Annotated in this window: 19 protein-coding genes; 17 read left to right on the forward strand and 2 right to left on the reverse strand. The window is 46.6% G+C overall.

The genetic code is table 11. The features are described 5' to 3' along the window. Window positions 1-121: 121 nt before the first annotated feature. The 8 genes from MHI52_RS05700 to MHI52_RS05735 all read left to right on the forward strand — a co-directional run bounded on the left by MHI52_RS05700 (window position 122) and on the right by MHI52_RS05735 (window position 13,185). On the forward strand, window positions 122-835 hold the full coding sequence (locus tag MHI52_RS05700) for a response regulator transcription factor (RefSeq protein ID WP_036606313.1): 714 nt from the start codon (window positions 122-124) through the stop codon (window positions 833-835). Beyond that, window positions 832-2,298: an ATP-binding protein gene (locus MHI52_RS05705; protein ID WP_405158645.1), complete on the forward strand. Its 1,467-nt coding sequence runs from the start codon at window positions 832-834 to the stop codon at window positions 2,296-2,298. The genes MHI52_RS05700 and MHI52_RS05705 overlap by 4 nt, the downstream gene beginning before the upstream one ends. Further along, window positions 2,295-3,458 carry a hypothetical protein gene (locus MHI52_RS05710; RefSeq protein WP_340983326.1) on the forward strand — a complete coding sequence of 388 codons (1,164 nt, stop codon included), beginning with the start codon at window positions 2,295-2,297 and terminating at the stop codon, window positions 3,456-3,458. Before MHI52_RS05705 ends, MHI52_RS05710 begins: the two co-directional genes overlap by 4 nt. A gap of 384 nt (window positions 3,459-3,842) precedes the next feature. After that, complete coding sequence (locus MHI52_RS05715; protein WP_405158646.1) at window positions 3,843-4,526, forward strand: ABC transporter ATP-binding protein; 684 nt, start codon at window positions 3,843-3,845, stop codon at window positions 4,524-4,526. A gap of 18 nt (window positions 4,527-4,544) precedes the next feature. Next, a complete protein-coding gene (locus tag MHI52_RS05720; protein ID WP_143781292.1) occupies window positions 4,545-5,915 on the forward strand; it encodes an ABC transporter permease in 1,371 nt (456 codons plus the stop codon). 28 nt (window positions 5,916-5,943) lie between these two features. Then, window positions 5,944-7,020 (forward strand): efflux RND transporter periplasmic adaptor subunit, encoded by a 1,077-nt coding sequence (locus MHI52_RS05725; RefSeq protein ID WP_405158647.1) that lies wholly within the window; start codon window positions 5,944-5,946, stop codon window positions 7,018-7,020. A gap of 539 nt (window positions 7,021-7,559) precedes the next feature. Next, a complete protein-coding gene (locus MHI52_RS05730) occupies window positions 7,560-10,004 on the forward strand; it encodes a glycoside hydrolase family 6 protein (protein ID WP_405158648.1) in 2,445 nt (814 codons plus the stop codon). Window positions 10,005-10,848: 844 nt separating this feature from the next. Further along, the gene (locus tag MHI52_RS05735) at window positions 10,849-13,185 is read left to right on the forward strand and encodes a rhamnogalacturonan lyase (RefSeq protein ID WP_405159357.1); all 2,337 of its coding nucleotides are present in this window, start codon (window positions 10,849-10,851) and stop codon (window positions 13,183-13,185) included. A 201-nt stretch (window positions 13,186-13,386) separates the two neighbouring features. Here MHI52_RS05735 and MHI52_RS05740 read toward each other — a convergent pair whose 3' ends face one another. Then, window positions 13,387-14,013: a histidine phosphatase family protein gene (locus MHI52_RS05740; RefSeq protein WP_405158649.1), complete on the reverse strand. Its 627-nt coding sequence runs from the start codon at window positions 14,011-14,013 to the stop codon at window positions 13,387-13,389. A gap of 179 nt (window positions 14,014-14,192) precedes the next feature. Between MHI52_RS05740 and MHI52_RS05745 the strand changes: the two genes are divergently transcribed. Together MHI52_RS05745 and MHI52_RS05750 are read left to right on the forward strand one after the other, a co-directional pair. Continuing rightward, window positions 14,193-15,206: an AraC family transcriptional regulator gene (locus MHI52_RS05745; RefSeq protein WP_405158650.1), complete on the forward strand. Its 1,014-nt coding sequence runs from the start codon at window positions 14,193-14,195 to the stop codon at window positions 15,204-15,206. 188 nt (window positions 15,207-15,394) lie between these two features. Further along, the gene (locus MHI52_RS05750; protein ID WP_405158651.1) at window positions 15,395-16,900 is read left to right on the forward strand and encodes an alpha-glucosidase/alpha-galactosidase; all 1,506 of its coding nucleotides are present in this window, start codon (window positions 15,395-15,397) and stop codon (window positions 16,898-16,900) included. Window positions 16,901-16,949: 49 nt separating this feature from the next. Here MHI52_RS05750 and MHI52_RS05755 read toward each other — a convergent pair whose 3' ends face one another. Next, window positions 16,950-17,231: a hypothetical protein gene (locus MHI52_RS05755; protein ID WP_143781497.1), complete on the reverse strand. Its 282-nt coding sequence runs from the start codon at window positions 17,229-17,231 to the stop codon at window positions 16,950-16,952. 336 nt (window positions 17,232-17,567) lie between these two features. Between MHI52_RS05755 and MHI52_RS05760 the strand changes: the two genes are divergently transcribed. From MHI52_RS05760 to MHI52_RS05790, 7 genes are all read left to right on the forward strand, one after another. Next, complete coding sequence (locus MHI52_RS05760) at window positions 17,568-17,927, forward strand: PadR family transcriptional regulator (protein ID WP_076253369.1); 360 nt, start codon at window positions 17,568-17,570, stop codon at window positions 17,925-17,927. After that, window positions 17,924-18,619, forward strand: a complete 696-nt coding sequence (locus MHI52_RS05765; protein WP_339197463.1) for a permease prefix domain 1-containing protein — start codon at window positions 17,924-17,926, stop codon at window positions 18,617-18,619. Before MHI52_RS05760 ends, MHI52_RS05765 begins: the two co-directional genes overlap by 4 nt. After that, on the forward strand, window positions 18,616-19,173 hold the full coding sequence (locus MHI52_RS05770; protein ID WP_340983317.1) for a DUF4825 domain-containing protein: 558 nt from the start codon (window positions 18,616-18,618) through the stop codon (window positions 19,171-19,173). The genes MHI52_RS05765 and MHI52_RS05770 overlap by 4 nt, the downstream gene beginning before the upstream one ends. A gap of 132 nt (window positions 19,174-19,305) precedes the next feature. Beyond that, on the forward strand, window positions 19,306-20,076 hold the full coding sequence (locus tag MHI52_RS05775) for an amino acid ABC transporter substrate-binding protein (protein WP_036606344.1): 771 nt from the start codon (window positions 19,306-19,308) through the stop codon (window positions 20,074-20,076). A 112-nt stretch (window positions 20,077-20,188) separates the two neighbouring features. Further along, complete coding sequence (locus tag MHI52_RS05780) at window positions 20,189-20,848, forward strand: amino acid ABC transporter permease (protein ID WP_076319409.1); 660 nt, start codon at window positions 20,189-20,191, stop codon at window positions 20,846-20,848. Between the two features lie 33 nt (window positions 20,849-20,881). Further along, window positions 20,882-21,637, forward strand: coding sequence for an amino acid ABC transporter ATP-binding protein (locus tag MHI52_RS05785; protein WP_405158652.1), 756 nt, complete (start codon window positions 20,882-20,884; stop codon window positions 21,635-21,637). A gap of 542 nt (window positions 21,638-22,179) precedes the next feature. Beyond that, window positions 22,180-22,554: a DUF4190 domain-containing protein gene (locus MHI52_RS05790; protein WP_405158653.1), complete on the forward strand. Its 375-nt coding sequence runs from the start codon at window positions 22,180-22,182 to the stop codon at window positions 22,552-22,554. The last annotated feature ends 94 nt before the right edge of the window (window positions 22,555-22,648 follow it).

Consider the following 22,648-nt stretch of genomic DNA (forward strand, 5'->3'; position numbering starts at 1 on the left):
GGTTCAGAGTTGTATCGGAGTTGTAACATTTCGTGCTTCCCTCTATTCAAGCATACGGCTTGGGATACAAAATAAAGGCAGATCAAGGAAATTCATAGAGCAGGGAGATTACGAAAGTATCATGAGACAAAAAGAGATTTTAATTATTGAGGACGAGGAGTCCATTCGCGATATTTTGTCCTATTCGTTACGTAAGGAAGGATTTGAGATCAAGGAAGCAGCTACGGGAAAAGAAGGTCTGGATCTGCTTCGGGATTCGAAGCCGGATCTGATCCTGCTGGATCTGATGCTGCCAGATATGAGCGGTTTTGATGTGTGCAGGCAACTATCTGTGAACTCCAAGATACCTGTCATCATGATCACTGCGAAGTCGGACATGCTGGACAAGGTACTTGGCATGGAGCTTGGGGCGGATGACTATATCACGAAGCCTTTTGATATCCGTGAGGTGGTTGCGCGCATTCGGGCGATTTTTCGCCGGATTGATCTGATCAGCGAGACACTGGAGAATCAGTCCTATGAGGTGGTAAGGCTAGGCAAGCATATTGAAATCCGCAAGGATGAACGGGAAGTGTGGAAAGACGGGGAACGGGCAGGACTCACGAATAAGGAATATGATCTGTTGTTATTTCTCGTGACCCATCATCGTAAGGTTCATACACGTTCTGAACTGCTGGACAAGGTATGGGGATTTGATTTTGCAGGGGATACCCGAACGGTGGATATTCATGTGCAACGGATTCGCAAGAAACTGGATAGTGGTGTGCAAGGCATTTCGATGATTGAAACGGTATTTGGTGTGGGGTACAAGCTGAATATTCAGGTACAGACATGAAGTGGACGATCCAGTTCAAAATGGTGGTGTTATTCTCGGTCATCGTCTTTATCGGATTCTCCGTCCTGCTGATTCTGTCCAATAAGGTAGCTCAGGAGAATATGTACCGGGAAGTGCATGAGGATATGGTGCAATCCAAAAGAAATCTGGACATCGCGCTGAATCAGTACTTTCTGATACATAATAAACGCATGAGCAGAGACTCGCTCGAAGCAAGGAGTCGCGAGCTCGCGGAGCAAATTGGATCAGCCGTTGGTGGGGAGATTATAGTATATCGCCCCGATGCTTCGCCATACGAATCTGTTGGCAGCGAGGTTAACGTCGCTAAGCGGTCTGACCATCCTGATGTGGAGGAAGCCATACATTCCCGGATTGCTTACACCACAGTTGTGGATAAGGGCCATGTCACAGCCAGTCTGTCCTTCCCGCTCCAGATGGATCAACAATTGATTGGAATCGTACAGATGAAGAAGGATTATACGGAGTTGTTCAAACGCAACCTTCGTTTTCAAAATACGATCAAGTTTTTTGCAGCGGTTATTTTCGTATTTGTATTTATCGCATCCATCTTTATTTCCCGGAAAATTACACAACCCATCCGTGTACTCACGAAACGTTCTGCGGAAGTGGCCCAGGGAAGTCTGAATGCGGACATTCAGATTACAACCAAGGATGAGATCGGTGAACTGGCTTCAAGCTTCACCATCATGATTGATCGGGTACGGGAGCAGATTGATGTGATTGAGCGAGAGCGGGACGAAGTGAAGCAAGTACAGGCCAGAAGCAAAGTCTTTTTTGACAATGTGACACATGAATTGAAGACACCCTTAACAACGATTCTGGGATACGCCCAGATTTTACGGGATAACGGATTTACCGACCAGGACTTTTTTGACAAGGGCATGAATTATATCATCAAGGAAAGCCAGCGTCTCAACACGATGGTTGCGGATATTCTGGAGGTCTCGGTCTCCTCTGCGGTCATTCAGGCATACCGGTTCGAACGTATCGATATATCAGATATTATTCGTGAAGCTTGTGAGGACATGTCGATTAAGGCGAGCAAGTACAATATAGGCATTCACTATGAGCTAGAGGAACATCAGTATTTACAGGGAGATCGGGATAAGTTGAAAGAGGTCTTCCTCAACATCCTGGATAATTCGGTCAAGTACAGTGATGTGAACTCCATTATCGAAGTACAATCCTTCCGGTTAGGTGATTCTATCGCTATTGTGATCCGTGATCAGGGGGAAGGAATCGGTGCTGAAGCGCTCCAACATGTATTTGAACCCTTTTACCAGGATAAAGGAATCAACAGGGCCGAGAAAGGCAGTGCCGGGCTGGGTTTATCTATTGTGAAGAACATCGTTGAGCGTCATGGAGGAACAGTGGAGATGAAGAGCATCATGCGGGAAGGGACACAAGTGAATATCAGTCTTCCGGGGGAAATGAACGCATGAGACATCCTGGATTTTGGCGTAAAAACCGTGACAGATTGATGCTGTCAGGGTTGTTGATCGCATTTGTCAGCGGGATTTTTGGGATTGGGAGCCTGTTCAGTCTCGGAAATCTCAAACCAAGAACGGTGATTTTGCCAAGTGAGCAGTTCAACAACCGTCTGGCACCACCACCGAGCAGTACGATTCAGATCGAGTCGGCTACCAAGATTCCAAATGATTTTGCGATCTTTGATTTTGAAGTGTTAGACCGGAATACGATTATATTTAATCAACCGGAATTTTCCTATTCAGGGCTCAAACTGTCTCTCCTGCATCTGGATGATAAGGAAGTGAAGAACATTGCGGCTAATACGGATTACGGTGTAACGATCAGCCCGGATCACAAGAAAATCATTTACTCCCAGTATCGGGCAGGTCAGACGCAGAAGACAACGTATGAGTATATAATACAGAGCGGGGAACGTCGCAAGCTTCCGTACGACAACTCGTATTATCGAGTGTTTGTAGGGAATGAATCCTACATCGGTCAGGATGATCTGTTATTTAAACAAGTTGATCTGAGCCAGGGGACGAGTCATGTCATCTACACGTATGAAGAGCTGATGAGCATGTTCACAGGACCAAAACAAGGGAAAGGTTCGAGTGATACGTTTATCGTTATGGATGTGTTGCAGGTCAGTGAGGATCACCAACAGTTTTATATACTGGTGATGCTGAAAGACAAGTATGCTATCTATCGTGTATCGCTTGAGGATGAGCATGAAGTGAAGGCGTATGCTGCAATGGAAGACATCCAACAGTACAAGTTGCTGAAAAATGGTGACATGCTCATCCAGGGAACGATGAATAAGGTACAGGGGCTGTATCGGTATCACGCAGCAGAGGAGCAGTATGATCTGTTATTACAAGGTTCGATCTGGAGCTTCGATCTGGATGCAGATGAATCCCGAATAGCTTACTTTTTCCCAATGGACAGTCAGAATCAGAAGAATGAGTTGCATGTTGCCTACCTGAATGACAGCAAGATTTCGTCGGATACGGTGATCTATCGCAATATTGATAACTTCATCAGTCTGAAATGGAATGACGATGAATTATTTGCTGTAAGCAGCTCAGTGGATAAAAGTGAAATGTACCGCTTTAGTTTCAGAGCCTGGTAAGCTGCGGAAGGTATACGAATATAAGACCTTGGTCTGATGGAGCGATAGCTGCTCTGTGGACAAGGTCTTTTTTTGTTATGACATGTTACAAGTTGGATACAACTCCGGCCAGCCCGGATACATCTCCACCCTATAATAAAAGGGAACGTGCTTCGCGAATCTATACATACAAGTTCAAAAAAACTGGTTTTCAGTACCGAGAAGATGGGATGAAGCTAGAAATGGAGTAGCAGAGCGTAGGGAAAACTACGTGAGCAACGGACATTTCGGCTAAATTCTATATTCGATGTTGATGATGTCATTAGACATCCTTCGTAATCAAAAGCGGGCTTTTTTGAACAACCTCTGTACATATTTAGCAAGTAGAAAGGAAGACATGTAGCAATGCTTCAAGTTGAACAATTATCCCATTCGTTCCGCAATGGCCAGGGAACCGTGCCGGTGCTTCAGGATATCAACCTGACGATTGGAGAAGGCAAGATGGTAGCCCTGCTGGGCAGTTCTGGTTCGGGTAAATCCACACTGCTGAATCTGATGGCAGGGCTGATGAAACCGGATCAGGGCAAGATTCTAATTGCGGGACAAGATATTGTACGTTTCAGTGAAAATCGCCTGGCTGAGTTCAGGCGCAGTCATATCGGGTTTATTTTTCAATCCTATGAACTGCTGTCCAATCTTACAATCCGGGAAAATGTAGAATTACCCTTGGTGTTTATGGGGATAAGCCCTTCGAAACGCAAAGCAAAAGCATTGAAGCTGCTGGAACAGGTTGGACTGGGTGAAAAAACAAAATTGTTCCCGTCCCAGTTGTCGGGCGGTCAACAACAACGTGTCAGTATTGCACGTTCGCTCATTACCGAACCCTCGGTGATCTTTGCAGATGAGCCAACGGGAAATTTGGATACCGAGACGGAGGAAGAGATTATTGCGATTTTGCAGCAGCTAAACCGGGATATGAATACAACCTTTGTCATTGTGACACATGAAGCAGAGGTCGCGGAGCAGATGCAAGTTGTGCTTACACTGCAACATGGAATATTGGTTGAAGAGGCTGTAAGGGAAGCTTGAGGCAAAAGGAGAGGAAATGTGAGAATACGGGATGTAGCACGTATGGCCTGGGGACAGATCATTCGCAGAAAAATGGTCACACTGCTGTGCATGATGGGGCTGTCCATCGGTTCTGCCGCCATGATCATTGCACTTAGTGTGGGGCAGTCCGTACAGACCTATAGCGAGAAAACATTGAACGACAATTACAAGATGGATGAAATTACGATTACGCCTAATGAGGGCATTCGTACCGGCAACGGCAAGGGGAATGGTCAGACATCGAAGTTTGAACGGGGAGCATTGACGTTGGAAAAGATTCAGATTATCCAAAGACTACCCCATGTTGTTGCCGTGGCTCCCATGTTAAAGCTGGATTCGCTGGAAATGGTGCTTCCGGATGGTCGCAGCACGTATGTTGAGGTCATTGGTACCCAGCTGGAGACCCTGGGCGGGTTTGGATACAAGTATGCTGAGGGACGTGGGGCAGAGGATGGTCGTATGGCGGTAACCAGTTATGGGGCTGCATTTGGACTCGTGGACCCCAAAGTAACTCAGAAGTTATTCGAGCAGTTGAATGCTGATCCATATAACAATGAGCTTTTGGAGCAGTTTACGGAAATGTCTGCGAAGCAGGATCAGTTGGTGCAGCAGCGTATTCAGTTTCGATATGAAGATTATGCGAATGCGAGTAAAACCAAAATGAGTGGTTCTATACGCGTGTCTGGAGAACTAATGAAGCCTTCCAACATGGATGATATGAGCGCTCAAAACGATAAAAAAGTATATCTGCCGCTCGATACAGCTCGTGCATTGCAGGATGAGCTTGGATTACAGCAGGCCGACAGCAGTGCGGCCAAGCATCTTAACTCAGCTCTGGTCAAGGTTGAGGACAAACGTTATGTATCCCAGGTGGAAGAACAGATTAAAAAGCTGACGTTAAACACACAGAGTAATCTGTTCCAAGAGGAAGCGATGGCAGGTCAATTGGCGATGTACCAAAAAGCGGCATTGGGGATCGGTGGTTTTATCATGCTGCTGGCCTCATTATCCATTATTGTAGCGATGATTATGTCTACGCATCAGCGTCGTAAACAGATTGGTGTGATGAAGGTGCTGGGCGCAAATCTGTGGCAGATCCGTCAGATGTTTATTACGGAAGCAGCGATGCTTGGATTAATGGGCGGCGTGGCTGGTGTGGGGATCGCCTTTGCTGCCCTCGGCGGGGTGAACAGTCTGCTGGCGAGTCAGATGGCAGATCAGATGAATGGTCCGATGACCGTTGTTATTCAGCAGTCGGCTCTGCCACTTGGCATCGTTTTTGCTATTCTGGTTGGCATTGTATCAGGTATATATCCGGCAATCAGCGCATCTCGGACCAATGCATTAACTGTGATCAAATCAATGTAATTTTATCAGCGAAAGGGAAATTGGGCACATGAAGAAATGGATTAAAATTATCATCACCGTTGTACTTTTGGCAGGTGCAGGATACTGGCTGTATGAAAAGTACAAGCCAAAACCGGAGGCGCCTATAGAGATTCCGCCCCCGATTACCTTTGATGTGACACAGGAAACGATGACGCAAACGATACAGGTGAAAGGGAAATCCGTATACACCGATCAGACGGATATCTTCGCTCCGTATGCTTCCAACATCAAGCAGTGGCACGTGAAAAGTGGTGAGCAGGTGAGCAAAGGCGATATCCTGTTTAGCCTCGATACTTCCACGTTACAAACGGAAGTAGAACAGTTGCAGAGTGATCTGGAGAAAGCTCAGCTGGAAAACAAGATGAATCAGGTTACCCTGGATCAGGCGAATATGAGTGAGTCCCTTGGCGTGACGGAAGAGGAGCGCAAGAAGGCATTTGCAGATCGGGAAGGTAAACGCCTGACGAATGAATTGAACCAAAAAGCATTGGTCCTCAAGGAGAAGGAGATACAGAAAAAGCAGACAGTTATAAGTAAGTCTGTTGTGTATGCTTCCGCTTCCGGTATATTTCAGATGAATGAAGAGGATAGCAAGACACGTGCGGTGACGGAAGGACAGCTGATCGGGTCCATTACAAACATCAGCAAACTGAAATTTATGACGATTGTTGGTGAGGAAGAAATGTTCAGGCTCAAGGTGGGCATGCCGGTTAAGGTGCGAATGACAGCGCAGAAAGACCTGCAATTCACCGGGAAGGTAAGTAAGGTGTCCAAATTCGCCCGCAAGAGTACCGATACGGACCTCAAGCAAGCTTCACAGTTTGACGTGGTCATTGATCTGAAGCCGGACGCCAGAATGTATGGAGGCGTGAGTCTGGAAGGCGATATCGAGACGATGCGGAAGGATAAAGTGACGGTAGTGTCCAGTCTCGCGATCATGCGGGATCAGACCGAGCCTTACGTACTGTTAGACAAGGGCAATGGACAGACAGAGCCGCGGACGATCCAGGCTGGAATGGAATCGGGGGACAAGACGGAAGTAGTTAGCGGGTTGAAACCGGGAGACATTGTCGTTTTGCCCTAGATGTAGGAATATAAGAACGAGACATTATATGTAGTGACTAGCTAGACGAGAGGGTTAATTCGGCATTGTAAAACACGAGGTTCATTGTGGCAGATTGCCAGGATGGACCTCGTGTGTCTTTTGGAGCAAGGGATGTCCAGATTCCTGCCTGAATTATGGAAAAAAATATAATTAAATTTATATAATTCAATTTACAGTAAAATTTACATGTCGTATAATCAGAACATAAGGAGGTGACACCGAACATCATGTTTGTAGATGGATAGGCGAAGGCCTTTTTTTTAACCGTTTGAAGAAAGCGCTTACCCGATTTAGGATTCAGACATCCCATAAGTCATTGTTCACACTTCTTCATGTCTAACACACGTTCAACCACACCCACCATATTATACTCATTCACATGATTCGCCCTCACACACCATTTCTTTAGGAGGTGATACAACCAACTCATCCGAACGTTCTCTTCGTGCTAAGCATCATAATGACACAGAGGATCAGACATGAGTACAACCCAATCTAACTAAAGGAAAGGTGGAACTATGAAGACTAAATTGAAAACCAAATCAAGAGGTAAGAAGATCCTGCGCAAAGGTGTAAAGCAAATGTTGGCAGCAACGCTGCTCGCGGCGGGGATTTTCCCTGGACTGTCTCCCGGCTTGGCTCAGGCGGCTGAAGCACATGTGGATAATCCATTTGTAGGGGCAACGGCCTATCTGAATCAGGACTATTCAGCTCTCGTGGATACATCCATTGCACTGACCAACGATGCGTCGTTGAAGGCCAAGATGGAGACCATCAAATCGTATCCAACCGCAGTATGGGTTGACCGGATTGCTGCAATCTATGGCGGTACGGACAACGCTGGTCGCAAAAGTGTAGAGCAACATCTTGATGCCGTTCTCGCTCAAAAGAAACCGGGTACACCAATAACAGCTTCGTTTGTTATTTACAATCTGCCCGGACGGGATTGTCATGCACTTGCATCGAATGGCGAGCTTCCACTAACACAGGCAGCACTGCAGACCTATAAAACGGATTATATTGATGTGCTCGCAGATATCTTCGCAGATCCGAAGTATCAGGATATTCGCATTATTGCTGTCATTGAACCGGACAGTCTGCCTAACCTTGTGACCAACCTGAGTACACCAGCTTGTGGTCAAGCCAGCTCAACAGGTATCTATGAGGCGGGTGTGAAGTATGCATTGGACAAGCTGCACGCCATTCCAAATGTGTACAACTATCTGGATATCGGCCACTCCGGCTGGCTTGGATGGGATAACAACCGTTCTGCAGCAGTCGCGCTGTATACAAGTGTTGTGCAAGGGACAGCCGCAGGTCTGAGCAGTGCAGATGGCTTCATTACAAATACAGCAAACACTACACCGCTGGGGGAGCCGAACCTGTCTAACCCTGATCTCAATATCGGTGGACAACCGATTAAATCTGCCAAGTTTTATGAGTGGAATCCTTATTTTGACGAAACCGATTTCACTGCTGCGCTGTATGCCGATTTTGTACAAGCTGGCTGGCCAAGCAGTACAGGTTTCCTGATTGATACTAGCCGGAATGGGTGGGGCGGGGTAGACCGTCCAGCATCTGCTACGGGCAGCAACATCAACGATTATGTGAACTCCGGACGTGTAGATCGCCGGGAGCATCGGGGGAACTGGTGTAATGCCAGTGGCGCAGGTATTGGTGAAGCACCTAAGGCTGCACCAGGACCAGCGCATCTGGATGCTTATGTATGGGTGAAACCTCCGGGTGAATCCGATGGCTCCAGCTCCGAAATTCCGAATAACGAAGGCAAAGGTTTCGACCGGATGTGTGATCCAACCTTCACAACTCGGGATGGTGTATTAACAGGTGCATTGCCTAATGCTCCGGTATCGGGTCACTGGTTCCATGATCAATTCGTGGCACTGGTGAAAAACGCATTCCCTGTACTTCCTGCAAGTAACGGTGGAGGCAATCCTCCGGGCGGAACAACAGCTCCGGCAGCACCAGCAGTATTGACAGCTTCTGCCGGTAACGCTCAAGTCTCCTTGACGTGGACTGCTTCTACAGGGGCTACAAGTTATAGTGTGAAGCGGGCACTGAGTGCATCAGGTCCATTCACAACAGTTGCAGCTAATGTAAGTGGAACATCTTACAGCAACACCGGCCTAATCAATGGTACAACCTATTATTATGTGGTAACGGCAACAAATGCAGTAGGTGAAAGTGTTAACTCTGCAACAGCAACAGCTACACCTGTTGCAGGTGTAACGGCGCCAGCTGCACCGACTGCCCTCACAGCAACTGCAGGCAATGCGCAGGTGAGCCTGACGTGGACCGCTTCTACAGGTGCAACAAGTTATGATGTGAAACGCGCGCTGAGTGCAACAGGCCCGTTCACAACGATCGCGGCGAATGTGAGTGGTACGTCCTACATCAACACTGCCCTGACGAACGGCACAACGTATCATTATGTGGTAAGTGCAGTGAATGCAGCAGGGCAAAGTGCCAATTCCGCTGTAGCTTCCGCGACACCTCAAAGTGTCGTTGTACCAACGAGTGATCTTGTCGTGCAATATCGTGCTGGAGATACCAATGCTCAAGATAGCCAGATCAAACCGTATTTCAACATCAAAAATCTGGGGAGTACTGCTGTGAATCTGAGTGACCTGAAGATCCGGTATTACTTCTCCAAAGAAGGCTCGGCTGCGATGGATTCTGCCATCGATTACGCTCAAGTTGGCGGAGCCAATATCCAGCGGACCTTCACAGACTCGTACGTTGAGCTGAGCTTCACATCTGGCGCTGGCAGCATTCAGGCTGGTGGACAGACTGGAGACATCCAGCTTCGTATGTACAAAACAGACTGGTCCAACTTTGACGAGACGAATGACTATTCCTTCGATCCAACGAAAACATCCTATCAGGATTGGAACAAGGTAACACTCCACCAAGGTGGAAACCTGGTATGGGGCATGGAGCCTTAAACTTTATTTGTAACTGTCTTAACCGCGATCCTCAGTGTGTTAGAGGATTGCGGTTTTTTGTTATGCATTACAAGAGTCATTCTAGATTGAAGTTCTCACATGAAAATGTATTTAGAATCGCTTGAAGATCCGAAATTAGGATGTGAGAGCGGATATATTAAGCTGGGCTGTCCTCTGGTTATGAAAATGATCAGGGGGGAGGGGGCAGCCCTATTTCTTTTCTAACGAACAGAGGGCACGTTATTTAGTTGAGTTGATGCAGTTGAAAATTCTAACGAATCGTAGACACGCTATTCAGTAATTTGGGTGGGTTTTGCCCCGTTTAGACCCGATATGGTCCAAATAAGGTTGCTGAGATTCGTTGTTGGAGTTTAACGCCACAATAGGGTGTTTGAGATTCGTTAGAAAAACTTGGCGGTGAGCTTAAATCATCCTTACGACTGAAGCGTCATCGGGTTGATTTTCCAAATGACTCCTAAAAACACTGATTATTAATCGTTTTGGACGGATATTTGCCTAGGGTCTGGCAGACAGGATGTCTATAATAGAACCCGATGGGCGGGATCACCTCGCTCGGATTGGAAAGAGAATGGAAGGGGGACCGCACTCTGGTAGTCGGGCAAGCTGATTTCTCTTTTTTAATTTTGTAAGCGTAATCATTCCGGGTTGAAACCTTCTTTCGAAGAAGGCCTCTATGAATTATCGAACGTCTAATCATCATCGATGTGTACAAGCGTTACCCATTCTGTCTCAAGGAGCGTGAAGGTGGATGAACTCAGAAACAACAGCGCCGGTACATAAGAGATCGGTGTCAGGTCGGCAATCAGGACGCAGGAAGGCACGTATGCCACTTGCAGCCAAGGTGCTCTCTTCGGCACTCAGCGTAGCTTTGCTCATTGGAGGAACCGCTGGGATTACCGGAGCGGAAGCTTCGAACGGTAATGGGGCGACGGAGGCTGGCCTGCAATCACATAAGGGGGACAGTCACGTGAAAGAGATTCAACTGGAATATCTGGATCGGGGTTTGGTGGCTGCATCGACATCTGAAGGTGTTTTTCTCAGTTGGAGATTGCTTGGTGACGAGGCCACAGGGTATAGCGACAAAGGGCTGACAGGTACGGACTTTAACGTCTATCGTGATGGCAAAAAGATCGCTACCGTCACCGACAGCACCAACTATGTAGATGCCGCGGGCAAATCTTCTTCCCGTTATGAAGTGGCAGCGGTGAACAAGAAGGGGAAGGAGAGCAAACGCAGTGCATCCGTCAAACCTTGGGCGAACGGGTATGTGGACATTCCACTGCAAAAACCCGCCGATGGTGTGACGCCTGCTGGAGAAGCTTATACGTATTCCGCCAATGACATGAGCGTGGGTGATGTGGATGGGGATGGTCAATATGAGTTTTTCGTCAAATGGGACCCTTCCAACGCCAAGGACGTATCACAAAAAGGATACACCGGTAAAACCTACATTGATGCTTACACCTTGGACGGTCAGTTGTTGTACCGGATCGATCTTGGGGTCAATATCCGTGCAGGTGCTCATTATACACAGATGCTAGTTTACGATTTTGACGGAGATGGCAAGGCCGAGATGATGTTCAAGACCGCTCCGGGCACGAAGATTATCAAATATAACAAAAAAGGAAAAGTGACATCCGAGAAGTACATCACACTTCCGAAGCAGGATCGCAAGGCAGGGTACTCAAACGAAGATGATTATCGTTTAAGTGCTGATGGGTACTACGATCATATGGTGGATATGTTCAGAAACTGGCATAAGCACGATGAGGTTGTGAAGGGGAACTGGCCTGCGACATTAGAAGAAGCTTTTGGAATCGAGAAAAAATATAATTACCCATTATCTCAGCAGGATGCCGAGAGTCTGGCCGACTACTTCATTGATGTGTACGCGGTAGAACGCAGTAACCGCAATGAGCTGCGCAAGTTTGAAGGTTTTATCGTGGATGGACCCGAGTACGTTACGGTATTTGAAGGTAAATCGGGCAAAGAGCTGGAGACCATCCCATATGAACCTGAGCGTCATGATGATGGCCTGATGTGGGGCGATTATGCCATGGCACGGATCGAACCTGGGAATCGGGTGGACCGTTTCCTAGCGGGAGTGGCTTATCTGGACGGCAAGAAACCATCTGCAATCTTTGCACGCGGATACTACACACGTTCGACGATGGTTGCCTACAATTGGGACGGCAAGAAGCTGAAAAAGGAATGGAAAGTGGACAGCGGTTGGACGCCGATGAAGAACCCGTTCAATGACGGACCGCACGGCGTAGATGGTACAGATCCGCAGTACGGCTCCATTACAACTCAGGGAGCGCACTATTTCAGTGTGGCGGATGTGGATGGAGATGGTAAACAGGAGATTATCTATGGCTCCGCTACGATTGATCATGACGGCAGCGTGCTATACAGCTCAACAGACCTGATGCCTGCCGAGAGTGCTGCGCCTGGAACGATTGCCCGTCTGGGTCATGGGGATGCTCTTCATGTGGCAGATATCGACCCGGATCGTCCGGGACTGGAGATTTTCATGGTTCACGAGGGTGGTCCGTGGGCGCCATACGGCTATTCCCTGCGTGATGCGAAGACCGGAGAAGTAATCTATGGTGGGTACACGGGGAAAGATACCGGTCGCGGCATGGTGGGTGATGTTGATCCGACTCGCCGTGGACTGGAGACATGGGCTGTAGGTTTGTGGACAGCTAAGGGTGAGAAAATCAGTGATCAGATGCCGGGAACGAATATGAATATCCGTTGGTCTGCTGATATGACGACACAGATCGTTGATGGTGCGATTGATGTTACACCAACCATCAAAGACTGGAAACGTGGCACGTTGCTGACAGCAACAGGCACATTGACCAATAATCACACCAAAGGAACACCATCTCTCGTAGCTGATATCTTCGGGGATTGGCGAGAGGAGATGCTGGTGAGAACCACCGATAGCTCAGCGATTCGTATCTATCTGAGTACCGAGAAGACGGACCGCAAGCTGTACACGCTGATGCATGATGCGATGTATCGTGTGGGCATTGCCGGACAGAACAGTGGATACAATCAGCCGTCCTATCCGTCCTTCTATATGGCATCGGATATTGACTGGTCGAAAGTAACGCTACCTAAGTTCTACACGCCAGGTAAGGGTGGAAAGTAAGCAGGCCGGATGAGCACTGCCTAGCAATAGCACTACAACATCTGAGCCTGTAACGTAAAGCAGCGTTGGCATTTTTAAGAATTGGCATCGAAGCTTAAAAGCTCTGGAATCCCAATGTGTCTCGCACATGGGGTTTCAGAGCTTTTTTCACATAAGGATCTGCGGATAAAGCTTGGCGTTTGCTCAGCCATCCATGTTACGTCATTTTTTTACATCGTTGGAGTCTAGATGCACGGTAGAAGCGAATGCTTCAATGGTGCATTTACCTTGATCATGGATCAATGTGGTGATGGAGCACTCGGGGATCAATTGGTTCTGCATAGCTATAAAATCGGAATGCCAGACGTTAAGCTCGCGTTCGGTAAAGGTTTGCACCAGAAAATCAGTAATAAGTCCACCATGTGTAACCACAATAATGTTACTGTTCTCTGGCTCTTCATTAGCTAATTCGGTTAGGAGGGAGGCCAGACGTTCACCAGCCTGTTTGGCCGAGTCTCCCACGGGTGGAATGTAATCTGGCTCAGACGTACATCGATCCCACATCGCAATGAATTCTTCGAATGACTGATCCGGGCAATCGCCCCAATTGGCACGTTCGCGCAGGCGAGGATCTTCGGTTATATGAAAACGGGTGTGGCGGGCAATCATACTTGCGGTTTCTTGGGCTCGTCGAAGTGGGCTGGTCAGGATCTTAGTAATGAGAGAGGTGGCTTTGGCAAAATGAAGTGCTGTGGCTTCGGCTTGTAAAACCCCTTCGGAAGTGAGGGGGACATCCCCGATTCGTCGTTCTTTGAGACCGTGTCGTACCAATTGAAAGGTGGTACTCATGAGTGGAAACCTCCTTAAGTATAGACAGTTTACATAAAGGATTAGATAATATACTAATTATATATTTATCTAATTTAATAATACAATGAGGCTTTTAAGCAAGACAATTTATATTCAACCTATATAATTGCTACAATGGAGAAAAGTGAGGATTGATCGTGTAGAAATGGGGTATGGAAATGAGCATCACAAAGCGCTGGACAGGAAGCCTGTATCAGGAGGCATTGCGAACAGAGGATTGCGGGCCGCGTTTCTACGCGTACTATTACAAGCAATGGGACAACTATCGTATGTCCTATCACAATCATGATTCGACGGAGATCATGTATATTATTTCAGGAATGTGCCGGGTGGATGTGCAGATGTCGGATGGGAGTTCGGAGCAGACCGTTTTGAAAAAAGGGCAGTTCATTATGCTCGACGCAGGTGTCCCGCACCGTTTGCTGGTGGAAGATGGTGTCCCTTGCCGGATGCTCAATGTGGAGTTTGGTTTCTCCACCTCGTCTCCCGGACAGCTATCCATCCGCCAGCTTGCGCTGGAAGAGGAAGAAGTCCAAGCTTTACTTACTAATGCTTCGCCATATCTGGTATTGCCTGATCCGGAAGAGGTGTACCATATTATGAAAAGTCTTGTGCTGGAACTCGATCAACGTGGTCTACTGGAGCAAGGAAGATCAACTGTGCCGATGAAGATCATTCCACTAGAGGAAAGGTCGCATCACCGGGAAGCCCGGAATCTCTCGTCCCCGGAACAGGGTATGCTGGTGCGTACGCTGTTCGTGCAGTTGCTGGTCCGTGTTGCACGTCTGCGCGGAGAAATGAGCCGGAGTGCGCCAGATCAGGCGGAACTGTACGTCAAACGAACCATTGAATTCATGCATCACAATATGGATCGTAACATTCAGATGAAGGATATTGCGGCAGCAGTTAATCTGCATCCAGGCTATTTACATCGTATTTTTCGTCAGCACACGCAGCGCACACCTACCGACTACCTGACGATGCTTCGAATGGAAAAGGCCAAGATGCTGCTTCAGCAGACCAATATTCCGATTTCGGAAATCTCTGACTATGTTGGAGTAGGCAGTCGTCAGTATTTTCATATGTTGTTCAAAAAATATACAGGTCGTACGCCGGTTGAATTTCGCTCCTCTATGGAACGACATGTCAGTCAGTACCCGTCCGATGAATGAGCCGATTGCAGTTATTTCGAATACAACTGGATTATTGGAGCTAGCGCGTAAAAGTTAGGATTTTTGACAACAAGATCTTGAACAGGTCATGATTTTGATAACGCTTTCCTATATGCGGTTGGTACAATGATTTCATGAAGAGAGTCATTAACCGAAGCGAAAGATTCGGATTAAGGGAGGACATAGGGATGTCTTTTAAAGTGGCGTTTGTCGGGGCAGGAAGTATCGGATTTACACGGGGATTGTTAAGGGATTTGCTCACGGTACCAGAGTTTAACAACATCGAGATTGCGTTCTGCGATATTAGCCAGCACAATCTGGACATGGTGACTGAGCTGTGTCAGCGTGATATCCGTGAGAATGGATTGAATATTCAGATTCAGCCAACAACGGATCGGAAAGAAGCGTTGAAAGATGCAAAGTATGTACTGTGTACGATTCGTGTTGGGGGACTGGAAGCATTTGCAACCGATGTGGACATTCCACTGAAATATGGGGTAGACCAATGTGTCGGCGATACGCTGTGTGCAGGCGGGATTATGTATGGACAACGCGGAATCGCTGAGATGTTGGATATCTGTAAAGATATTCGTGAACATAGCGCACCTGACGTGTTGCTCTTGAACTATTCCAATCCGATGGCGATGCTCACATGGGCTTGCAACAAGTACGGCGGTGTGCGGACGATCGGACTGTGTCATGGCGTACAGCATGGTCATCATCAGATTGCGGAAGCTTTTGGATTGAAAAAGAGTGAAGTGGATATTGTCTGTGCCGGCATCAACCATCAGACCTGGTACATTCAGGCGTCTCATGAAGGTAAGGATCTTACAGGTGATCTGCTCGAAGCCTTCGAGAAACATCCGGAGTACAGCCGCACCGAGAAAGTGCGGATCGATATGCTGCGCCGCTTTGGATATTACAGTACAGAATCGAATGGTCATCTGAGTGAATATGTGCCGTGGTACCGCAAACGTCCTGAAGAGATTAACGAATGGATCGATCTGGGCAATTGGATTAACGGAGAGACAGGTGGGTATCTGCGGGTATGTACCGAGGGGCGCAACTGGTTCGAGACTGATTTTCCTAACTGGATGAAGGATGAACCGATGCAATTCATTCCGGAGAAACGGGGCGAGGAGCACGGTTCATACATTATTGAAGGGCTGGAGACGGGACGTGTCTATCGTGGACATTTCAATACCGTTAATCATGGAGTAATCTCGAACCTGCCGGATGATGCGATTATTGAGGCACCGGGATATGTGGATCGTAACGGCATCTCCATGCCACATGTAGGCGATCTGCCCCTTGGCCCGGCGGCGGTATGTAATGTGAGTATTTCCGTGCAACGGCTCGCGGTTGAAGCCGCGGTGAACGGAGATGACAAATTACTTCGTCAGGCGTTCATGATGGACCCGCTCGTGGGTGCCGTATGTAATCCAAAAGAAATCTGGCAGATGGTCGACGAGATGCTCGTTGCACAGGCCGAGTGGTTGCCGCAGTACGGAGATGCGATTGCAGCTGCAGAAACAAGACTTGCTGCAGGTGACCTTATTCCAACAATGGAATATGAAGGAGCGGCAAGACTCAAGGTGAAAACGGTGGAAGAAATGAAACAGGATCGCGATGCTGCGAACAAAAATGCGGGCGAATCCGATAAAGGGAAAGATCGCGAGAAAGTGCAGCAATAGATAAAAATGCGTAAGGGCCTCTCCAAAATTGGAGGGGCCCTGTTTGTTTTTATTTTTTTTCGACACCACGGATAACAAAGGCAAAAGAGGTATCACCCAAGGAAACCTGGGAATTTTGAGGGGAAGTCCAGCGGGCAAAGGCTCCATAATAATGAGTACCTTTTTCCTGCGCTAACTGGAATGAACCTTCTCGTAAAGAGATGGGACGTGCCACTCCATTTACATATTCGACAAGAGTTAACTCGTCAGGTGGTACATTTGTACCCAGATGAATAGATATATTCTCGCCTACCAACACGGAGACAGGTACCTGACCTTCCAACAGTTCCATATCACCTGCATAGTCTGCACACATACTTTCCCAGCAATAACTGCCCTGTATAGCAGGAATAGGAGTGCCACTTTCAGTCTGTATCACTAGTGTAGGCAGTTTTGTTTGTACTATGACTTGGAGTAGGATTACAGCCGGATAATATAAGCAAAGTTGAAAGAAATACCAATGTGGTCAATGTTCTTATCGTATTGAAGAATTTTATTTGCAAGAGAGGAATGTTGCTAGTGTTACTCTTGCGATGCATATTTACCATGTGATACATATTACCTTTACAGACATAGTAATGTGTCTTATAGTATACACAGGACGGAAGAAAGTCGGTGAAACTCGTAGATGGATGTGCAAGTGATTAACAGTGATCTGATTCGGGGCAATATTGACCCCATCATTCTGAGTGTACTTATACCCGCAGATAACTATGGCTACAGCATTATTAAGGAGATCTATCGTAAGAGCGGAGAGCAGTTTGAATTGAAGGAACCTACGCTTTATTCCAGTTTGAAGAGGCTGGAGAAGAGTGGATATGTGGAGTCCTACTGGGGGGAAGAGACGCAGGGAGGACGACGCAAATATTACCGAATTACAACGCAAGGCCTTAAAGCCTATAGAGAGCAGGTTCATGCTTGGCAAGCAGCCAAGGCACTGATTGATTGCATGATTGTCACTGGAGAAAAAGGAGATGAAGACCTATGAGATTGGAAGCTCGCATCACTCGTCATGTGAATCGTTTGTTCGCTCACGCACAAGATACATTAGACAATCGAGAATTAAAAGAAGAGATTCACAGCAATCTCGCTGCGCGGATTGACGATTATATCTCGCAGGGTATGAGTGAAGAGAAGGCGTTCCAGACCGCCATTCAGCATATCGCTGGTATGGATGAAGTGATGAGTGACCATCGAAGGGTACAACGTGTTCCTTACTGGACAGCGTTGTTGCAGTCTGCTCTGATTTATAGCCTCGTAGCCTGGATCATTACCATTCCAATGAGAGTGCTGATGCAAGGCTCCGCCATAAACAATCTGCTTATGATCGTGAGTCTCATTGTTGGTGGCATGTATGTATTGTATCTGTTGATCAACAAGACGAACGATTCTGCAACCTCCGTGAAAACCACGGTTATTCGAATCCCTGCCTTAGTGCAGTGGAATCGCAGGATATGGTGGTTGTGGGCAGCATTAATACTCGTACTATGGGGAACGCAGGCAGCGTTACGATTCGGAAGCAACATCTGGTTTAATCGACCCATTCAGGTGGATGGACCCTATCAGTTTGCTGTGATCGTCATTGCCTTTGCCATCCCATTACTGAGTGTTATTATTCCTTTGGTTGTGCATCGGGCGTATCGGATTGTTAGTAAGTATGAAGTGAGTGATGCGTTATGAGAATTAGAAACATATGGATTATAACACTTGTTGTGTTGGGCATCAGTGGCTTAGTGATTGTTGAAGGCTTCGTTAATCCGAAGATCGAGGCGAAACAGACTCGGTACGAGGAAGAGCAGCAGAATCCGCTGACACATAATTTTGCCGCTTTAGCCAAATATCGCAGTCCCTACATGGGTGATAATTCAAACCTTAGTCATCTGAATCAGGCTTTACCTTTACGTGAAAGATTGAATGGTTACCAACTGTACCCGGAGACGTTCACAGCTCAAGTGAATTATAGCTTGGATACGCGTGAGATGGATGCAGAGGAACTTGAGCGGATACTCGTATATAATGCGGTTGCGAACTTTGTTATGATCGATAATCTGGAGCAGATCGTCTACCAGTTTGACAATACCAGCCATACCTTACGTCGTGAATCTGCCCAACAATGGACAGGTACGGAATTAAAGGAGCTTCAGAATCCGGAGTTATGGAATTCGACTGTACGCGAGAAGCTGGTGGAACCGGGACAAGTGAAAGAGGCTTTTTCACAGATTGTTGCCAATTAAGCTGCATGAAATAGAAGGAAATAAGCAAGAGACTCGACTCTTCTCCCATGCTATGTTATTATAAATCTCTGATAACGTGGTAACGAACTAAAGCGTTTGGGTTTTGGTTATAGACATGGAGGGGTTCGAGAGATGAGAAAAAAAGCGATTTTACTATTATTCATTAGTATATGTGTATTGATTGTGGCTGGTTGTTCCAGTTCCGCAAGCAAAGACGATAACACGATTGTTGTAGGAATTGATGACAAGTTTGCTCCAATGGGCTTCCGGGACGAGCAAAATGAAATTGTTGGTTTTGATATTGATTACGCAAGAGCTGCAGCGGAGAAAATGGGTAAAGAAATCACATTCCAGCCAATCGACTGGTCTTCCAAAGAATCAGAGCTGAACAGTGGCCGGATCGATATGATCTGGAACGGGTACACCATTACGGATGAGCGTAAAGAGAAAGTGCTCTTTACGAAGCCGTATCTGGAAAACAGTCAGGTAGCTATTACCTTGGCAGACTCGCCAATCACAAAGCTGGATGAACTCGATGGTAAAAATGTGGGATTGCAGGCACTATCCTCCGCGGCAGATGCACTAGCAGCAAGTCCGCTGAAGGATAAAGTGAAAGCTTCCGAATTTAAGGATAACGTGCTTGCACTGACGGATCTGAAGACAAAACGTCTGGATGCGGTCATCATTGATGAAGTGGTAGCGAGATACTACATGTCCAAAGAAGAGGGAACATTCAAACTGATGGATGAATCTCTTGCACCGGAACAATATGGCATTGGTATTAAAAAAGGCAATGAAGAGCTTCTGAATCAGCTGCAAAAAGCGTTGGATGAGCTGAATGCAGACGGAACAGCTGCTAAAATCTCCACCCAATGGTTGGGTGAAGATAAGGTTTTGAAATAGGCAGGTTACACACCTGATATATAGTTAGAAACAAAACGGACCCCGTATTCCATGCTGGAGCGATTCATGCCCCATAGGAATGCGGGGTTAACAGATTAGAGGAGACAAAACAATGAGTTGGGATTATTTATCGACCATTTTAAAACCTATGCTAGAGGGTGCGCAGACCACCGTTTTCATGTTCTTGCTAGCGATCGTGTTATCTGTACCGCTTGGATTTGCGGTCACGCTTGCGATGAGAAGCCAAATTAAACCACTGGCATGGATTGCCCATACGTATGTATATGTGATGCGAGGAACACCGCTGCTGCTCCAAATTCTATTCTTCTGCTTTGGATTACCGTTGCTTCCGGTGATTGGAGAGTATCTGGTGTTTGATCGTTTTGTTGCAGCGGGGATTGCGTTCATCTTGAACTATGCGGCGTACTTCGCTGAAATCTTCAGGGGCGGACTGCTTTCCATTGATAAAGGTCAACATGAGGCAGCTAAGGTACTGGGGTTAACAAAGTGGCAGACGATGACCAAAGTCATTATTCCTCAGATGATTCGTGTAGTATTGCCCGCAACGGCCAATGAGTCCATTACGCTCATCAAGGATACGGCACTGCTCTATGCCGTGGCTGTGCCTGAGCTGTTGTATTACGCCCAAGCGGCGGTAAATCGCGACATAAAGCTGTTACCTTTCTTCGTGGCGGCGGTTATGTATCTGCTCATGACACTCGTACTCACCGTGCTGTTCAAGGCACTTGAGAAGCGGTTTTCATTTGAATAAATTAAATCTGATCAATCAAAGGACTGTCTGCATATGACACATATAATAGAAGTAAATCAATTGAGAAAATCATTCGGCACACTTGATGTGCTGAAACAGGTATCCTTCAACGTGGAACCAGGCGAAGTAATTGCGGTGATCGGGCCTTCGGGTTCGGGGAAAAGTACGATGCTGCGCAGCCTGATTCATCTGGAGGATATTTCGGGCGGAACGATTCGTATTCAGGATCAGACGTTGGTTGATAATGGCCGTTACGCGGGTGCCGCAGATATTCGCAAGATGACGGATCGTATGGGTATGGTATTCCAGCATTTTAACTTGTTCCCGCATCTAACTGTACAAGATAATTTGGAACTTGCACCGAAGACTTTGAAAAAAGAAAGCTCAAGCGTCATTCGGTACCGCAGTCTGGAATTACTCGGCAAAGTAGGGCTGTCGGACAAGGCTGATACCTATCCGGCCAATCTTTCCGGTGGACAGAAACAGCGTGTTGCTATCGCTCGCGCACTGATGATGCAACCGGATATCCTCCTGTTTGATGAGCCGACGTCGGCACTCGATCCAGAGCTGACCGGGGAAGTGTTACGCGTAATCAAACAACTTGCACAGGAAAACATGACGATGATGATTGTCACGCATGAGATGGGCTTCGCCCGTGACGTTGCGGATCGTGTATTTTTCATGGATAACGGGGAGATTGCCGAGGCAGGTCCACCAGAACAGATCTTCGGCAATCCGAGGCTTGCACGTACCCGGACGTTTTTACAGCGGGTGAAAGTGGAAGGATAGAAGGCATTCCAAATCTAAGAAATGTCAAAAGAACGCAATCCTATGAGTAATAAGGGATTGCGTTCTTTTTGCTTTTTAAAATAATAGCTTATGTCCAAAGGTATATGTTCCAGATAATCAATACAAGGGTCAACAAGATATAAGTTGCTACATTCCAAGGGGTTCGAATTCTAAATGTCGTATAGCTCATGATTCCAAACAAAACGATGCTAAAACATAATACAGCTACATTATTTTGATAAAAAGCAATAAGTACAAGCATCACAATCATAAGTATATTCATGACTTTATCGATTTTCATCGTAGTGATCCCCCATAGATATTCAGAAAAGTATTACGACTATAATAATATCTATATGTTAGAGGTATTCTTGATTTATATCATCACACAGATAAACGGTTCTTAAATTCAAATCCTTGAAGTACAATCTATAAGCTTATGGATTTATATGTGTGTCTGGGGATGATGAGAATAAAATAAATCTAATGGTAACTCATAATTAACACAATATGGATATTATTATTCCTAATAATCGATTATAATGAACATACTTAAAGAACAGGGAGGATTTACCTTGGAGCATCGCGAAAATGATGTAGATCGTTATTATAACGACACATTGCCACCACCGCCTTATGTAGTACCAAAGACCAATAGCAAATCGATTGCAGCTCTTGTCTTGGGGATATTGTCCATCGTGATTCCATACGTGGGATTACTGATTGGTATTGTTGCCATCATCATTGCCTCCATATCACTCAAAGAAATTAAGAACCGCATGGAGCAGGGCAGAGGATTAGCCATTGCAGGGCTTGTCTGTGGAATCATCAGTGTAGCGTTATATTTATTGTTGATTGCGCTCGTACTGTTATTTACTTTCGCTGTTTCGAGTTCTGATATGTACTCTACATACTAGAAATATGAAGTTAGCAAACTTAGATTGTATCTTAAACTAAAAAAGCAAAGGCGTACCTTAGCCGACACCCCTTGTTGTCCAGAAGAGGGTGGAG

Source organism: Paenibacillus sp. FSL H8-0283, assembly GCF_045040675.1.
Taxonomy (GTDB): domain Bacteria; phylum Bacillota; class Bacilli; order Paenibacillales; family Paenibacillaceae; genus Paenibacillus; species Paenibacillus amylolyticus.

Excerpts from the sequence above, each read along its gene's own strand:
- MHI52_RS05700 (WP_036606313.1), top strand. The coding sequence starts at position 122 with ATGAGACAAAAAGAGATTTTAATTATTGAGGACGAGGAGTCCATTCGC.
- MHI52_RS05705 (WP_405158645.1), top strand. The coding sequence starts at position 832 with ATGAAGTGGACGATCCAGTTCAAAATGGTGGTGTTATTCTCGGTCATC.
- MHI52_RS05710 (WP_340983326.1), top strand. The coding sequence starts at position 2,295 with ATGAGACATCCTGGATTTTGGCGTAAAAACCGTGACAGATTGATGCTG.
- MHI52_RS05715 (WP_405158646.1), top strand. The coding sequence starts at position 3,843 with ATGCTTCAAGTTGAACAATTATCCCATTCGTTCCGCAATGGCCAGGGA.
- MHI52_RS05725 (WP_405158647.1), top strand. The coding sequence starts at position 5,944 with ATGAAGAAATGGATTAAAATTATCATCACCGTTGTACTTTTGGCAGGT.
- MHI52_RS05730 (WP_405158648.1), top strand. The coding sequence starts at position 7,560 with ATGAAGACTAAATTGAAAACCAAATCAAGAGGTAAGAAGATCCTGCGC.
- MHI52_RS05735 (WP_405159357.1), top strand. The coding sequence starts at position 10,849 with ATGCCACTTGCAGCCAAGGTGCTCTCTTCGGCACTCAGCGTAGCTTTG.
- MHI52_RS05740 (WP_405158649.1), bottom strand. The coding sequence starts at position 14,013 with ATGAGTACCACCTTTCAATTGGTACGACACGGTCTCAAAGAACGACGA.
- MHI52_RS05745 (WP_405158650.1), top strand. The coding sequence starts at position 14,193 with ATGAGCATCACAAAGCGCTGGACAGGAAGCCTGTATCAGGAGGCATTG.
- MHI52_RS05750 (WP_405158651.1), top strand. The coding sequence starts at position 15,395 with ATGTCTTTTAAAGTGGCGTTTGTCGGGGCAGGAAGTATCGGATTTACA.
- MHI52_RS05755 (WP_143781497.1), bottom strand. The coding sequence starts at position 17,231 with ATGGAACTGTTGGAAGGTCAGGTACCTGTCTCCGTGTTGGTAGGCGAG.
- MHI52_RS05760 (WP_076253369.1), top strand. The coding sequence starts at position 17,568 with ATGGATGTGCAAGTGATTAACAGTGATCTGATTCGGGGCAATATTGAC.
- MHI52_RS05765 (WP_339197463.1), top strand. The coding sequence starts at position 17,924 with ATGAGATTGGAAGCTCGCATCACTCGTCATGTGAATCGTTTGTTCGCT.
- MHI52_RS05770 (WP_340983317.1), top strand. The coding sequence starts at position 18,616 with ATGAGAATTAGAAACATATGGATTATAACACTTGTTGTGTTGGGCATC.
- MHI52_RS05775 (WP_036606344.1), top strand. The coding sequence starts at position 19,306 with ATGAGAAAAAAAGCGATTTTACTATTATTCATTAGTATATGTGTATTG.
- MHI52_RS05780 (WP_076319409.1), top strand. The coding sequence starts at position 20,189 with ATGAGTTGGGATTATTTATCGACCATTTTAAAACCTATGCTAGAGGGT.
- MHI52_RS05785 (WP_405158652.1), top strand. The coding sequence starts at position 20,882 with ATGACACATATAATAGAAGTAAATCAATTGAGAAAATCATTCGGCACA.
- MHI52_RS05790 (WP_405158653.1), top strand. The coding sequence starts at position 22,180 with ATGAACATACTTAAAGAACAGGGAGGATTTACCTTGGAGCATCGCGAA.